This is a genomic window from Niallia sp. XMNu-256 (assembly GCF_036670015.1).
Lineage (GTDB): Bacteria > Bacillota > Bacilli > Bacillales > Cytobacillaceae > Bacillus_BD.
On the sequence record NZ_CP137636.1, the window covers coordinates 615039 to 628275 of the forward strand.

General features: G+C 37.3%; 15 protein-coding genes. 10 read left to right on the forward strand and 5 right to left on the reverse strand.

Annotation, left to right across the window (positions count from 1 at the left end; translation table 11 throughout):
- Positions 1 to 10: 10 nt before the first annotated feature.
- The 3 genes from R4Z10_RS03060 (at position 11) to R4Z10_RS03070 (ending at position 2867) form a co-directional block, all read left to right on the forward strand.
- Positions 11 to 655: an NAD(P)-binding protein gene (locus tag R4Z10_RS03060; RefSeq protein WP_338471767.1), complete on the forward strand. Its 645-nt coding sequence runs from the start codon at positions 11 to 13 to the stop codon at positions 653 to 655.
- Between the two features lie 225 nt (positions 656 to 880).
- Complete coding sequence (locus R4Z10_RS03065; protein WP_338471768.1) at positions 881 to 2209, forward strand: oligosaccharide flippase family protein; 1329 nt, start codon at positions 881 to 883, stop codon at positions 2207 to 2209.
- Positions 2210 to 2354: 145 nt separating this feature from the next.
- The gene (locus R4Z10_RS03070) at positions 2355 to 2867 is read left to right on the forward strand and encodes an acyl-CoA thioesterase (protein WP_338471769.1); all 513 of its coding nucleotides are present in this window, start codon (positions 2355 to 2357) and stop codon (positions 2865 to 2867) included.
- A 42-nt stretch (positions 2868 to 2909) separates the two neighbouring features.
- Here R4Z10_RS03070 and mscL read toward each other — a convergent pair whose 3' ends face one another.
- Both mscL and R4Z10_RS03080 read right to left on the reverse strand, forming a co-directional pair.
- On the reverse strand, positions 2910 to 3320 hold the full coding sequence (gene mscL, locus R4Z10_RS03075) for a large conductance mechanosensitive channel protein MscL (protein ID WP_338471770.1): 411 nt from the start codon (positions 3318 to 3320) through the stop codon (positions 2910 to 2912).
- A gap of 115 nt (positions 3321 to 3435) precedes the next feature.
- Positions 3436 to 3708 carry an acylphosphatase gene (locus R4Z10_RS03080; protein ID WP_338471771.1) on the reverse strand — a complete coding sequence of 91 codons (273 nt, stop codon included), beginning with the start codon at positions 3706 to 3708 and terminating at the stop codon, positions 3436 to 3438.
- Positions 3709 to 3914: 206 nt separating this feature from the next.
- Between R4Z10_RS03080 and R4Z10_RS03085 the strand changes: the two genes are divergently transcribed.
- A complete protein-coding gene (locus R4Z10_RS03085) occupies positions 3915 to 6107 on the forward strand; it encodes a DNA topoisomerase III (RefSeq protein ID WP_338471772.1) in 2193 nt (730 codons plus the stop codon).
- A 301-nt stretch (positions 6108 to 6408) separates the two neighbouring features.
- Here R4Z10_RS03085 and R4Z10_RS03090 read toward each other — a convergent pair whose 3' ends face one another.
- Positions 6409 to 6618 carry a hypothetical protein gene (locus tag R4Z10_RS03090; protein ID WP_338471773.1) on the reverse strand — a complete coding sequence of 70 codons (210 nt, stop codon included), beginning with the start codon at positions 6616 to 6618 and terminating at the stop codon, positions 6409 to 6411.
- Between the two features lie 318 nt (positions 6619 to 6936).
- On the opposite strand from R4Z10_RS03090, the gene motA reads away from it, so the two are divergent.
- Both motA and motB read left to right on the forward strand, forming a co-directional pair.
- On the forward strand, positions 6937 to 7728 hold the full coding sequence (gene motA / locus R4Z10_RS03095; protein ID WP_338471774.1) for a flagellar motor stator protein MotA: 792 nt from the start codon (positions 6937 to 6939) through the stop codon (positions 7726 to 7728).
- A complete protein-coding gene (gene motB / locus R4Z10_RS03100) occupies positions 7721 to 8524 on the forward strand; it encodes a flagellar motor protein MotB (RefSeq protein WP_338471775.1) in 804 nt (267 codons plus the stop codon). Before motA ends, motB begins: the two co-directional genes overlap by 8 nt.
- A gap of 114 nt (positions 8525 to 8638) precedes the next feature.
- On the opposite strand, the gene R4Z10_RS03105 is transcribed toward motB, so the two are convergent.
- Positions 8639 to 8956 (reverse strand): helix-turn-helix domain-containing protein, encoded by a 318-nt coding sequence (locus R4Z10_RS03105; protein WP_338471776.1) that lies wholly within the window; start codon positions 8954 to 8956, stop codon positions 8639 to 8641.
- Positions 8957 to 9468: 512 nt separating this feature from the next.
- Between R4Z10_RS03105 and map the strand changes: the two genes are divergently transcribed.
- Positions 9469 to 10224 (forward strand): type I methionyl aminopeptidase, encoded by a 756-nt coding sequence (gene map, locus R4Z10_RS03110; protein ID WP_338471777.1) that lies wholly within the window; start codon positions 9469 to 9471, stop codon positions 10222 to 10224.
- A 190-nt stretch (positions 10225 to 10414) separates the two neighbouring features.
- The gene (locus tag R4Z10_RS03115) at positions 10415 to 11920 is read left to right on the forward strand and encodes a glycosyltransferase family 2 protein (RefSeq protein ID WP_338473149.1); all 1506 of its coding nucleotides are present in this window, start codon (positions 10415 to 10417) and stop codon (positions 11918 to 11920) included.
- Between the two features lie 53 nt (positions 11921 to 11973).
- Here the strand turns inward: R4Z10_RS03115 and R4Z10_RS03120 are convergent, their stop codons facing one another.
- The gene (locus tag R4Z10_RS03120; RefSeq protein ID WP_338471778.1) at positions 11974 to 12195 is read right to left on the reverse strand and encodes a DUF1128 domain-containing protein; all 222 of its coding nucleotides are present in this window, start codon (positions 12193 to 12195) and stop codon (positions 11974 to 11976) included.
- A 156-nt stretch (positions 12196 to 12351) separates the two neighbouring features.
- Between R4Z10_RS03120 and R4Z10_RS03125 the strand changes: the two genes are divergently transcribed.
- Together R4Z10_RS03125 and R4Z10_RS03130 are read left to right on the forward strand one after the other, a co-directional pair.
- Positions 12352 to 12831 (forward strand): low molecular weight protein-tyrosine-phosphatase, encoded by a 480-nt coding sequence (locus R4Z10_RS03125; RefSeq protein WP_338471779.1) that lies wholly within the window; start codon positions 12352 to 12354, stop codon positions 12829 to 12831.
- A 2-nt stretch (positions 12832 to 12833) separates the two neighbouring features.
- Positions 12834 to 13157, forward strand: a complete 324-nt coding sequence (locus R4Z10_RS03130) for a YtxH domain-containing protein (RefSeq protein ID WP_338471780.1) — start codon at positions 12834 to 12836, stop codon at positions 13155 to 13157.
- Positions 13158 to 13237: the final 80 nt, after the last annotated feature.

Sequence of the window (13237 nt, forward strand, 5' to 3'; positions counted from 1 at the left end):
TGAAAGTAGATTGAATAATGCAGGTGATCGGATGAACTACTATCCTATTGGGCTTAATCTGAAGGGGAAAAAGGTCTTTATTATTGGTGGCGGGAAAATTGCTGAGAGAAAAATATCAGGACTTTTAAATACAGGGGCCGAGATCACCGTGATCAGTCCAGATATAACGGATGCTCTCAAAAAGTTGATGAATATGCGAAAGGTGACATGGCTGAATAAGACATTTTCTCCAACTGATATTGTCCAGGCGTTTCTTATTATCGCGGCTACAAATATACCTGAAATCAATGAGGCGGTAAAGAAAGCTTGTTCTCCTCAGCAACTATTATTAATGGTCGATAATCCTGAGGATTCAGACTTTATCTTACCCTCCGTCATGAATCAAGGGAAACTAACGATAACGGTCTCCACATCAGGAGCAAGCCCCATTTTGACGAAAAAAATCAAACGCAATTTATCGGACCAATATGGACCAGAATATAAAGACTATGTTGATTTTTTGTATCATTGTCGAAAATGGATTTTACAGGAGATACACGATTCAAGTCTAAAACAGAAATTACTAACTAAAATTACAGAACCCTCCTTTTTATATAGCGATAATAGAAACGAGGAGTTTAAGCAAATGGTGGATATCTTGCAGTCCAAAAAATAATTCTTTCCGTCAATCGTCGGCGCCAGATACTATTAAGGTTTTTTAAACCTTAATAGTATCTGGCGTCGATTTTTTTATAAATATTTTTCGAACTTGTCTCATATGTTGTACTATATTTCATTTTATGAATTCAAGTTTTAAATTTGAGAAATGTCTAGCCCCAGATGCCTAGCGGCAAGATGCTGTTAGGCCAGGTGCTTCCGCTTTTCTAAAAAGGAGAAATGTATGAATACATTTTTAAAAGGTACTGTTTTACTGATTATCGCTGCTTTTATTGGAGAAATTGTTGAATTTATAACGAATATGGTATTGGCCCGTGAGTTAGGGGAAAAGGGACTTGGCATGTATATGTCCATTTTGCCGACAGTTTTTTTAATTGTACTTCTTGCAAGTTTTGAAATGCCGGTATCAATTTCAAAGTTTATTGCTGAAAAAGACAAACGAATTCATCGAAGCATGTTGAGTCATGTTCTAAAATGGACAATCATTCTCACTTGCGTCCTATTAGTATTAATTTCTATCATCCTGCCCTTTATTCCTGTTTTTGACCATTACCATCCAAGCTTTAGATGGCTTGTATTGATTCTGATCCCAATCATCTCATTTACCTCGATTGCAAGAGGATATTTTATGGGAAGGTCGCAAATGGGTAAAATTGCTACTGCTAACTTTTTACGAAAAATTGTTCAATTATTATTATTAGTCTATTTATATCGTTTGTTCGAATTTGAATTAGATGCAGCGGTTCTAGTGGCATTTTGTACTCTTATAGGTAGTGACATAGTTGTTTTTATTTATCTATTCTATGTGTTCATGATTCAGTATCAATATATGAAAAATCAGCCCTCGAAACGACTGCACGGAAAAGTAGTCATGAAGAATTTAATGCAAGTATCACTTCCAACGACCGCCTTACGAGTCTTTAATGCATTTACATCTGCATTGGAACCCTTTCTGATTACAGGTGCTTTAATGTATGCTGGCATTGGCAAGGAACTGGCTACCGAACAATTTGGGATGGTATCAGGAATAGCGATGGTAATTGGAACTTTCCCTGCCTTTATTGCACATTCGTTCATGATGATGCTCATTCCAACAATATCTAAAGCGGCAGCCGATCGAGACACAGATCAACTGCAGAAATTATTAAAACAAGTGATGATGATTACATTAGGATATGGGATTCCTGCAGTTGCAATCTGTTATTTCTTTGCAGAGCCCTTAACGACTATATTTTTCCATTCGCCAGATGCAGCCCGCTTTGTTCAATTATTATGGCCTTGTTTTTTATTCCGTTTTTTCATTTTTCCATTACAAGCCTATTTAATCGGACTTGGATTAATGAAGGAGGCTTTTATTCATGGGGTTTGGTCCACCGTAGTTGCGTTTGCAATTATTTATTTTCTCGGCTCGAAAAGTAGTTTCGGAATGGATGGAGTTATTATCGGGATCAATACAGAGGCGATTTTAATCATGCTCATGCACTATGTGACTGTATGTAAAAAAATTGGGGTTAACTTCTTGATGAATCCATTAAAGCCTGTAAAAGCATAGGGTAACTATTTTTTTCTCCATCAATTATTTGATATGATGAAATAGGGACCAAAGGTTGTGGTTCACGCAGGAGTTGTCATAGGATGCGACGTTCTTAGCCTGTGTTCTATGTGGTTAAGATAACGTTCAAAAGGAGCAGTTTACTATGGAAAATGTTAAATATTGCAAAGAGTCTCTAGCGGTGAAAACAAGTCTTGTGCTACCACCTGATACGAATTCATTTGGAACGATGTTTGGTGGCAAGCTAATGGCTTATATTGACGATATAGCAGCGATTGCGGCAATGAGACATGCAAGAAAATTAGTCGTAACGGCTTCTAGTGATTCGGTTGACTTTCTGTCGCCTATTAAAGAGGGACATTCAGTATCGCTCGAAGCCTTCGTAACCTCAACAGGTCGGACATCGATGGAGGTATTTGTAAAAGTGGTTGGTGAGGATATGCCATCAGGTGAACGTAAAGTCTGTGCGATTTCTTTTCTCACGTTTGTCGCGCTTGATGAAAATGGCCGACCAACAAAAGTACCTGGAGTGATACCGGAAACAGAAGAGGAAATTTACTTACATGAAACAGCTAACGAAAGGCAAGAAATTCGCAATAAACGCAGAAAAATCAGTGAAGAAAAAGCGAGGAGATTCGGTACGAAACTCCCAGGTTAAGGTTGCCTGGCACCTCCCTGAAAATGGGGGTGCCATAGCCTCCTATTTATCCTTTGATGTATTTAAGACTTGCGATTGGTTTTTTAATAGATCGCGGATTTCAGTTAATAATTCTTCTGTTTTGTTTGCTTCAATTTCCACTAATTCTTCTAATTCCTCTTCCTTTTTCCTCTTAAAACGGGATAAGAAGCGAATAAATAGAAAAATAGAGAAAGAAATAATGAGGAAGTCAACGACGGTTTGAAGAAAAGCACCATATTTTATATTAGCTTCTCCTACTTTATGGGATAATCCTGAGAAGTCTACCCCGCCAAGAAGTAACCCAACAAGAGGCATAATTAAATCATTTACAAGTGATGTGACAATTTTTCCAAATGCCCCGCCAATCACAACCCCTACCGCTAAGTCAATAACATTTCCCTTCATCGCAAATTTTTTGAATTCAGACAACATAAATGTACAGCTCCTTAATCAATATATGAAGGCAAAATAAAATCCTGCAAGGCTACTATTCCCGGCAGGTCTATTTTTAATCAAACATTAATTTCTTATACAACTTCTTAAACTCTTAATATTTAATTGTAAATGAGTGAAAATCCTCGCTTTTTTCACCTTCCGTGATGTTCATTTCCTCAATCTTAGAAAATGGATTACCTATCCGAAGGTCTTCAATAAATGGTTCAAGTTGGTCGTTCGTACCAATCGCCAAAATTTCAACTGATCCATCTGGTAAATTTTTTGCCCACCCGGTTACTCCATATTGAACTGCCTTCATTTGTGAAAAGTATCGATAGCCTACGCCCTGTACTTTTCCAGATACAATTATATGCAACTGGATCATTCCATACCCTCCGGTCAACCTAATTCACTCTAAATTATTCTTCATTATATCGTCCCATAAATTCGCTTGTGATGCAATATACAATCTATATTTTTCATGATTTATTTTGCTCACTATTTTTGACTGGGCTATATTAACCGGAATTCTGTAATGGACAAATCTATGCTATATTTATGGTTAAGGTTGATTGAAAGGATGTTTATTCAATGAAAAAAAGTGTAGTATTAGCCGAGAAACCTTCTGTGGCCCGGGATATTGCCAGAGTATTAAATTGTCATAAAAAAGGCAATGGGTTTATTGAAGGGGATCGATATGTTGTTACTTGGGCCTTAGGGCATTTAGTAACCCTTGCTGACCCTGAAGCCTATGACGATAAATATAAAACATGGAAAATAGAAGACTTGCCGATGATGCCGAAAGAATTGAAACTTGTCGTGATAAAAAAAACAAGTAAACAGTTTCATGCGGTTAAAAGCCAATTAAATCGCTCGGATGTAGGTGAAATCATCATTGCAACTGATAGTGCTCGTGAAGGAGAATTAGTAGCGCGTTGGATCATTGCAAAAGCAAAAGTAAATAAACCAATCAAGCGCCTTTGGATCTCCTCGGTAACGGATAAAGCAATTAAAGAGGGTTTCCAAAAGTTAAGAAACGGAAAAGACTATGAAAATTTATATCATTCAGCTGTCGCTCGTTCTGAGGCAGACTGGTATGTTGGATTAAATGCGACAAGAGCCCTGACTTGTAAATTTAATGCCCAACTATCCTGTGGACGTGTTCAAACTCCAACTTTGGCGATGATTGCCAAAAGAGAGGAAGAGATAAGAAACTTTAAACCGAAAACGTATTACGGAATTAAAGCACAAACAGACCGTAATCTCACTCTTACGTGGCAAGATTCAAAAACAAATGATGTGAAGACTTTTTCAAAAGAAAAGGCCGAAGTCATTATTGATAAAGTAAATAAAAAGCAGGCAAAAATAATCGAGATAGATAAAAAACAAAAGAAAAGCTATGCGCCACAGCTTTATGACTTAACCGAATTGCAGCGTGAGGCCAACAAAGTGTTTGGCTACTCTGCCAAGGAAACTCTTTCAATCATGCAAAAATTGTATGAACAACATAAAGTCTTAACCTACCCGCGAACGGACTCTAGGTATTTATCCAGTGATATTGTGGAAACCATTAAAGACCGTCTAAAGGCTTGCGCAGCAGGTCCCTATAAGATGCTTGCACATAAGGTTTTGCAAAAAACAATTAAAGCCAATAAAGCTTTTGTAGACGATAGTAAAGTTTCAGACCATCATGCCATCATCCCGACGGAGGAAACCGTGTTTTTGGCTAAATTAACGGATAAAGAAAGAAAAATTTATGATTTAGTCGTTAAACGGTTTTTAGCGGTATTATATCCACCTTTCGAATATGAACAAACAACGATTAAGGCCGATATTGCAGGTGAAACCTTTATTGCCAAAGGAAAAACAGTACTTTCTTCTGGTTGGAAAGAGGTCTATGAAAACCGTTATGAAGATGAGGATGGAGCCGATGAATTAGCTGAACAATTACTTCCACGAATTGAAAAAGGGGATCAATTAACAGTCACCTCACTTTCACAAACAAAAGGAGAAACAAATCCGCCGGCAAGATTTAATGAAGGAACATTATTATCAGCAATGGAAAATCCGTCTAGATTCATGGAAGGTGAAAGTAAAGAGCTGGCAAAAACGCTCCACCAAACTGGTGGATTAGGGACCGTCGCGACTCGAGCAGACATTATTGATAAACTATTTAATACGTTCCTTATAGAAAAGAAGGGCAAAGATATTTATCTTACCTCAAAAGGTAAACAGCTGCTTGACTTAGCTCCTGAAGATCTAAAGTCCCCAGCACTAACCGCACAATGGGAACAAAAGCTAGAAGCCATAGCAAAAGGGAAGTTAAATAAAAATATCTTTATTAATGATATGAAAAGCTACGCCAAGACCATTGTAGTCGAAATTAAAAATAGTACAAAAAAATATAAACATGACAATATAACAGGAACAAAATGTCAAGAGTGCGGCAAGCCAATGCTGGAGGTAAATGGAAAGAAGGGAAAAATGCTTGTTTGTCAAGACAGGGAATGTGGACATCGCAAAAACATTTCCCGTGTCACGAATGCTCGCTGTCCAAAATGTAAGAAAAAGCTTGAACTTCGCGGGCAGGGAGAAGGTCAAATATTTGCTTGTCAATGTGGATTCCGTGAAAAACTTTCTACCTTTAATGATAGAAAGAAAAAGCAACAGAATACGAAGGTATCCAAAACAGACGTGGCTAAATATATGAAACAGCAAAATAAGCAAGAAGAACCGATAAATACAGCTTTGGCTGATGCATTAAAGAAGTTAAATCTGAAATAGTAACATTCAATGAAGCATTTTTCATATATGTGTAAGGCTAGAAATAACCTTAAGCCAAAAAAGGGGCAGTCTCATAGTAGACTGTCCCTTCATACTTATCAGGCTTAACGGTCAGTAAGATCCCTACCTCAAGATTCTGAGTGAAAATTAGAAGAAAGGTGGGGATCAACTGACCGTAAAGCTCCGAAGTTGAACACAGACTAAATTCGCCTACGGCAACGTCTGTGTGACCAGTATGCTATGACCGCGGGCATTTCAACAGTGGGACTGAAAGAGCCCCCACCCTGTTGGAAGTTTCACTTTATTCTTGCCCCTCAATTCGGTTTTTAAAAGCCTCCTGAGTAACAATCAGCTCTTCATCCTCTTGTGCTTCTGTTGTACGTCTTTCAACTAAAGTATGCTTTGGAAACTCACCTGGGTGATTCTTCTTTTTATGATCAAATGCTTTTCCTCGACCCACATTCAACACTTCCTTTCCTAATTTTTCATAGTGTTTGCTACGTACTGACAAATATTCGGCACAAATTAAAAGAATCAATGTGATTTTGTTCACAATTTATACATAGATTTAAAAGGAAAAACGTATTATAATAAGTATTGTTAAGACATTCACATAGAATGTTTAGAGCCCTCCCCTAAATTATAAAATAGAGCGAAAGAAAATAGTGCCCTTCCCCCAGAGGGTATTATTTTTTTTGCTTTTTTTAAAAAAAGTTTTAAATGACGATGAAAAAACTAAAGAAAGTTGAAATAAGGTCGAAATATACTATGTCGAATAAAATAAAATTGTACTCTTATATAATAGATTTATGAGATAGGTGATACATAGATGGATATAGCATCAGTAATTGGAGTTGTTTTAGGACTTATTGCGGTTGGAGTCGGAATGGTGTTAAAAGGAGTAGATACCACTGTTCTTATAAATCCAGCTGCGATATTAATTATCATTTTAGGAACAATTGCTTCTGTAACCATTGCATTTCCAATGTCTGAATTAAAAAGAGTACCTAAGCTGTTCAAAATTCTTTTTACTAACCCGAAAATGACAAATCCTGCCCAATTAATTGTATTATTTTCTGACTTAGCTCAATTAGCCCGTAAAGAGGGATTACTTGCCCTTGAAGCTCGTATTCATGATATTAAGGATCCTTTTTTAATAAATGGCTTAACATTAGCTGTTGATGGACAGAGTGCAGACTATATTCGTGATGTCCTATCTGAGGAAATTGAGGCTATGGAAGAACGACATCGAGCAGGTGCCCAAATATTTACTCAGGCTGGTACCTATGCTCCAACACTGGGAGTATTGGGGGCCGTGATCGGTTTAATCGCAGCACTTGGAGATATGAGCGATACGGTGACATTAGGTCAAGCAATTAGTGCTGCCTTTGTTGCAACGTTAATGGGAATCTTTACTGGTTATGTTCTTTGGCACCCCTTTGCAAACAAATTAAAGCAAAAGTCTCGGATCGAGGCACAATATAAATATATGATGATTGAAGGAATCTTATCGATTTTAGAAGGAGAAGCACCAAGAATAATTGAGCAAAAACTTGCTTCCTATCTTCCAACCAGTGAAAGGAAGAGAATTCTTGAAGGCAGTGTGAATAACAATGAGTAGGCGCCGAAAGAAAAGTAAACACGAAGAACATGTAGATGAATCATGGTTGCTTCCATACTCTGACTTATTAACCTTGCTGGTTGCTTTATTTATTGTTCTATTTGCTAGTAGTTCCATCGACATGCAAAAGTTTCAATCACTATCGAATGCTTTTAATGCAGAACTAACAGGTGGATCGGGATTTTTTCAATATCCAAGCCCGATTCCAGAAGGAACCCATGGAACGAGTGATGAAATGCCTGAGGCAGAAAAAACACAAAAAGAACATTATAAAAAAACTCCTGAATTAACGGCGGAGGAGAGACAAGAACAGGAAAAATTGTCCGAGATTCAAAACAATATTAATGCATATGTTCAAGAGAACGGATTGTCACAACAATTAAACACATCGTTAACAGTTGAAGGGTTATCATTAACGATTCGAGATAATATCTTATTCGACCCCGGGAGTGCAGAAGTACTTCCCGAAAATATCCAGGTAGCTCAAGAAATATCAAAGTTGTTAGAAATGGATATATCGCGAACAATTATTATAAGTGGACACACAGACAATGTGCCGATGCATAATGATGAATTTGCTTCTAATTGGGAGTTAAGTGTAATGAGAGCCATAAACTTTATGAAAATCTTACTCGAAAATCCAAATCTAAAGCCCGAATTATTTACTGCCAGGGGATCTGGGGAGTTCCAGCCGATTACATCGAATGAGACGGCAGAAGGAAGAGCAAAAAATAGACGGGTTGAAGTTTTAATTCAGCCTGTTATCGACGGGGGTCAAGAAGCAAGTAGGGAATAAACATTTCCTACTTGCTTTTTTTGAAGGAGATTCTTCGGTCTTTAAGAAGAACAAGTTTGTTTCCACGTAAGAGAGCCCGATTATGTATAATAGCCAGCCTTAAGTGGATTGATTTTATTGACTCTCCTTCCATTTCGTAAATTCTAGAAACTCTTTAAATTGATCCTTAGACACCCCAGAATCCATCGCTTCTTGAACTAATTTTATCCATTCAGAGTCTAGGTTCTCTTTGTTTGGTTGTTCATGAATAATATTATGAACAGGGACCCCTAATACGGCAGCAATCTTCTCTAGAAACTGAATGGAAGGGTTTGTTTGTAAATTCCGTTCAAGTGAACTTAAATATGACTTTGCTACTCCTGCTTTTTCGGCAAACTCCGATAATGATAACTTTTTTTCCTGGCGTAATTTTTTAACACGATTACCAATCATTGTTATTCACCACTTATATTTGAAATTTATAGATCCTATACTAAATTATTGATCTTAATTATTATTAAGAACTAAATATCCTTTTTCATAAAAGTACTGTATTATATTTAAAATACGATTACTAAGAAACTTGTTATTAAAAGGCCCAATTTATCAGGCTTACCGGGCAGTACCTCCACCCGAAGGTTCTGAGTACAATAAAAGAATATTGCTGGGGGCGACTGCCTGTAAAGCTTCGAAACTTGAACACAGACTAAAAACACCGACGGTAACGTCTGTGTGAATAGCATCCTTTGGCCCGGCTTTCATCAATAGGGCTGAAAGAAAACCCCACTGATGAAAGTTTTACTTTATCTCGGGCTTGAAAAAACATACAATCGGTATAAAATATAGGTTACTACCTTCAAAGAATAGAACTTAAGGTTCCGGCGGATACCCAGATTTATCGAGTGAGCTCGATAAATCTGGGCGCAAATTCGCTGAGGCGAATGTATAGAAGAGAGGCTCAGATGATGATTGTATTAAAATCAGCGAGAGAAATTGAACAAATGAAAGAAGCAGGGAAAATTTTGGCTTCTGTTCATAAGCAGTTGGTTAAAATGATCAAGCCAGGGGTGACAACCTGGGAGATAGAAGAATTTGTAGAATCTTATCTTAAAAAGAACGGGGCAACCCCTCAGCAAAAAGGATACAGGGGCTATAAATATGCTACTTGTGCTAGTGTGAATGATGAAATTTGCCACGGATTCCCAAGAAAACAAGCATTGAAAACAGGTGATATCGTGACAATTGATATGGTGGTGAATTATCAGGGAGCATTAGCTGATTCAGCTTGGTCTTATGGTGTCGGGCAAATATCAGATTCAGCCGAGGAATTACTCGATGTCACTAAAAAAGCTTTATATATCGGAATACAACAAGCTCAAATTGGAAATCGAATTGGCGATATTGGCCATGCGATTCAAACGTATGTAGAAGGTGAAGGATTTTCAGTTGTTCGTGACTTTATCGGACATGGGATTGGTACAGCGATTCATGAAAAACCTGATGTTCCCCATTATGGGCTTCCTGGAAAAGGGCCAAGAATAAAAGAAGGAATGGTCTTTACCATCGAGCCTATGGTAAATGTCGGAACCTACCGAATAAAAATGGATAATAACGCTTGGACAGCAAGAACAGAGGACGGAAAATTATCTGCTCAATATGAACATACGATTGCCATTACTAAAAGTGGCCCCATGATATTAACTGATCAAGATGAAATTTAAAAAAATGCAAGCAAGGCCTTTCTAGTTAGAAGGACTTTGCTTGCATTTTTTGTTCGTTATATCAGTCATATAGTTAAAACATATCGAATATATGATTATATAACAAAAAGTGGGGGATCAATTTATGGGAACTAAGTCTGTATCGGATAGATCTAAAGCATTAAATTTGCAACAAAATGGATCAAATTTTATGAATGAAACAATCAAAAGGATCCCTAATATTCAAAATACCTTTATGAGACCTAGAATTGTTGTCTTTATCCCAGCACATAATGAGGAACAATCCATTCGTGATTGTTTAGCAGGATTACAGGATCAATCTTTACCGAAAGAACTTGAAATGGATGTTATCGTCATTGCTGATAATTGCACCGATCAAACAGAAGAAAGAGCATTTGAAGCAGGGAAGGAGTTTGGATTAAATCTCGTTGTCCTTAAAACAGTGAAAAACAAGCAAAGAAAAGTAGGGGCCTTAAATACAGCGTGGAAACATATTTTTGGAGACCCTCTTGATATATACAACCGAAAACTCTCAACATACCAAGAACTTTATAAACAATCTATAAAAGGGATTCTCGGAATGGATGCAGATAGCAGGCTAGCGCCAGGGTCATTGAAGTACCTATGGGAAGGTTTGATGAGCTCTAGAAACATAGGTGGGGTGATGGCTAAATATACGATGCGGATACCGAAAAAGAAAAGTTTAATCTCAAAAAATGACCCCTATTACGAAGAAAAACTTGATAGCGGCGAATTTGGAGGACCGATTACGAGATGGTGGACACATCAACAAAAACAAGATATGGCAAGTTGGTTATTAAATCTCCAATATCATGGTGGAAGTACATATGTTCTTGGAGGTCAAGCAACTCTTTTCCGTCCAGAGGCCTTGCTGGATGTGGTTAATGTCAATAAATTGGATGGGCCATGGCAAGATGATAGTGACGTAGAGGATATGCTTTTGACTTGGCAACTCCAGCGGTCAAAGTGGAAAACATTGATCAGTCCTAAAGCAAGATGTTTTGTAGATGCGATGAGATCCTACCATACGTTCCGTCAACAACGAATTAAATGGCAGTCAGGTACTGTTGACTTATTAACGAACCGTGATATAGGTGTTGATACACGCCATAAAAGTAAAATATGGCGGTCTCAAATGAAAATGACAATGGATTTAGTGGTCCGAGTATTATTTTTAATATTAATTGCGATTGCTCTAGTTACAGATCAATTTTATTGGTCTTGGATTTGGATAACTCCTGTCATACTAGCCTCAGTTCTAAATACGATATTGGCTATAAAAACTCCTATGCACAGGTCAATTGATGTAGTGATGTCAGCTACATTAATTAGTCCTGAAATGTATCTATGGGTCAATATTATAACCCATTGTCAAGTCTGGTTAGAAAAACTCTCAGCAAATAAGAAAGATGGTTGGTCAAATCAGTATAATGCAGAGGCGGGAAAAACCAAAAGTAAGCTTGGCCTAGGTTTTCTAGTAGCTTTCCTCATAGTAGGCATTATTGTATACCTTTGTCTCATTTTCAGGGACTATTTGACAAGCTCTCCTGTGCAAATGGCCCTTGCCCCATATTTAATGAATGGGTGGATACTCTTAACGGTCTTAACGATTATTTCCTCTTTAATTATGCTCTACCAAATTTGGACTTTGCGCAGCAATAAATATAAGGCTTAAAGTTTTAAGGCACCTTTCAAAATGAACTGAAAGGTGCCTTAAACTTTTTAAATTTACTTTCTTAATGAGCCTAGTTCTTCTACAATTGCTTGCATTTCATTAGGGCTGAATACATCCTTTTTCATGACAAGTTCGTATATATCAGATAATTCTTCGTACATATTTTCATCAAAATGAGACGGCTTAATCGCTCCTAAGTTCATCACCTTTAATTTTTCTTTGATTTTTTCAATCATGAATTCAACATTTTCAACTGATTTTTGTGATAAGTCCATTGTCCCCACCCTTTGTTCTTCAATATTGTTTTTCCCATCTTTTCATGTCCAGTTTGAAAAGTCAATCTAATTTGATTATGTTTTAGATGATTGTTTTGTCTTCATGATCATTTTTCGATATGATGGAAATGAATTTGATTTATAGGAGGAATAATTGTGGTTTCTGTATTATTTGTATGTCTTGGAAATATTTGCCGTTCCCCGATGGCAGAGGCAATCTTTCGGGATCTTGTTAAAAAAGAAGGATTAGAAGGAAAAATTAAGATTGATTCGGCAGGAACAGGTGATTGGCATATTGGACACCCCCCACATCAAGGAACAAGAGATATATTAAAGAAATATCAAGTGTCAGATGAGGGAATTTTAGCGCGCCAAATTGTATCAGAAGACTTAGGCCAGTTTGATTACATAATTGGGATGGATGATCAAAATATTACAAACATCCAAAAACTGGGGGACATCCCTTCACATGTTAAAGTAAAACGTCTTATGGATTTTGTAGAGGACTCTACTCAAAAAGAGGTACCAGACCCTTATTATACAGGAAAATTCGATGAAGTATATGAGCTTGTGACAGCTGGTTGTTCACGACTTTTAGAAGAGATCAAAACAGAACTCAGTCATGAGGGGAAATAAGGATGAGTAAATCAAAATTCTGGAAAGGGGTTTTACTTGGTGCTCTTGCAGGTGGAGCCCTCAGTTTATTTGATCGTGAAACGAGGAAGGTAGTTGTGGGAAATTGTCAGAAGACTACTGACAAAATTACCTATTATGCGAGGCATCCACAAGAAGCTGTTGACCAATTAAAAGAGTCGACAAGTAAAATCCGCCAAACGATAGAAGAGGTAGGAGAAGAGGTTTCGTTTATTGCTGAAAAGATAGACGAGTTGAAATCGATGACCCCTCAAGTTACTGATTTTGTTAAAGAAACAAAGGAGACATTTATCGAGAAAGAGGTTTAAATGGATGTGGAATCAGGGTAAACAAATAGGGAAAATAAGTATATTTTTCATTTTTTAATCTAGGATAGGGGGTAGACGAA

Bases quoted from the DNA above. Each gene is read 5' to 3' on its own strand.
- R4Z10_RS03115 (WP_338473149.1), top strand. From the start codon at position 10,415: ATGAATGAAACAATCAAAAGGATCCCTAATATTCAAAATACCTTTATG.
- R4Z10_RS03085 (WP_338471772.1), top strand. From the start codon at position 3,915: ATGAAAAAAAGTGTAGTATTAGCCGAGAAACCTTCTGTGGCCCGGGAT.
- map (WP_338471777.1), top strand. From the start codon at position 9,469: ATGATTGTATTAAAATCAGCGAGAGAAATTGAACAAATGAAAGAAGCA.
- R4Z10_RS03070 (WP_338471769.1), top strand. From the start codon at position 2,355: ATGGAAAATGTTAAATATTGCAAAGAGTCTCTAGCGGTGAAAACAAGT.
- motA (WP_338471774.1), top strand. From the start codon at position 6,937: ATGGATATAGCATCAGTAATTGGAGTTGTTTTAGGACTTATTGCGGTT.
- R4Z10_RS03130 (WP_338471780.1), top strand. From the start codon at position 12,834: ATGAGTAAATCAAAATTCTGGAAAGGGGTTTTACTTGGTGCTCTTGCA.
- motB (WP_338471775.1), top strand. From the start codon at position 7,721: ATGAGTAGGCGCCGAAAGAAAAGTAAACACGAAGAACATGTAGATGAA.
- R4Z10_RS03120 (WP_338471778.1), bottom strand. From the start codon at position 12,195: ATGGACTTATCACAAAAATCAGTTGAAAATGTTGAATTCATGATTGAA.
- R4Z10_RS03065 (WP_338471768.1), top strand. From the start codon at position 881: ATGAATACATTTTTAAAAGGTACTGTTTTACTGATTATCGCTGCTTTT.
- mscL (WP_338471770.1), bottom strand. From the start codon at position 3,320: ATGTTGTCTGAATTCAAAAAATTTGCGATGAAGGGAAATGTTATTGAC.
- R4Z10_RS03105 (WP_338471776.1), bottom strand. From the start codon at position 8,956: ATGATTGGTAATCGTGTTAAAAAATTACGCCAGGAAAAAAAGTTATCA.
- R4Z10_RS03080 (WP_338471771.1), bottom strand. From the start codon at position 3,708: ATGATCCAGTTGCATATAATTGTATCTGGAAAAGTACAGGGCGTAGGC.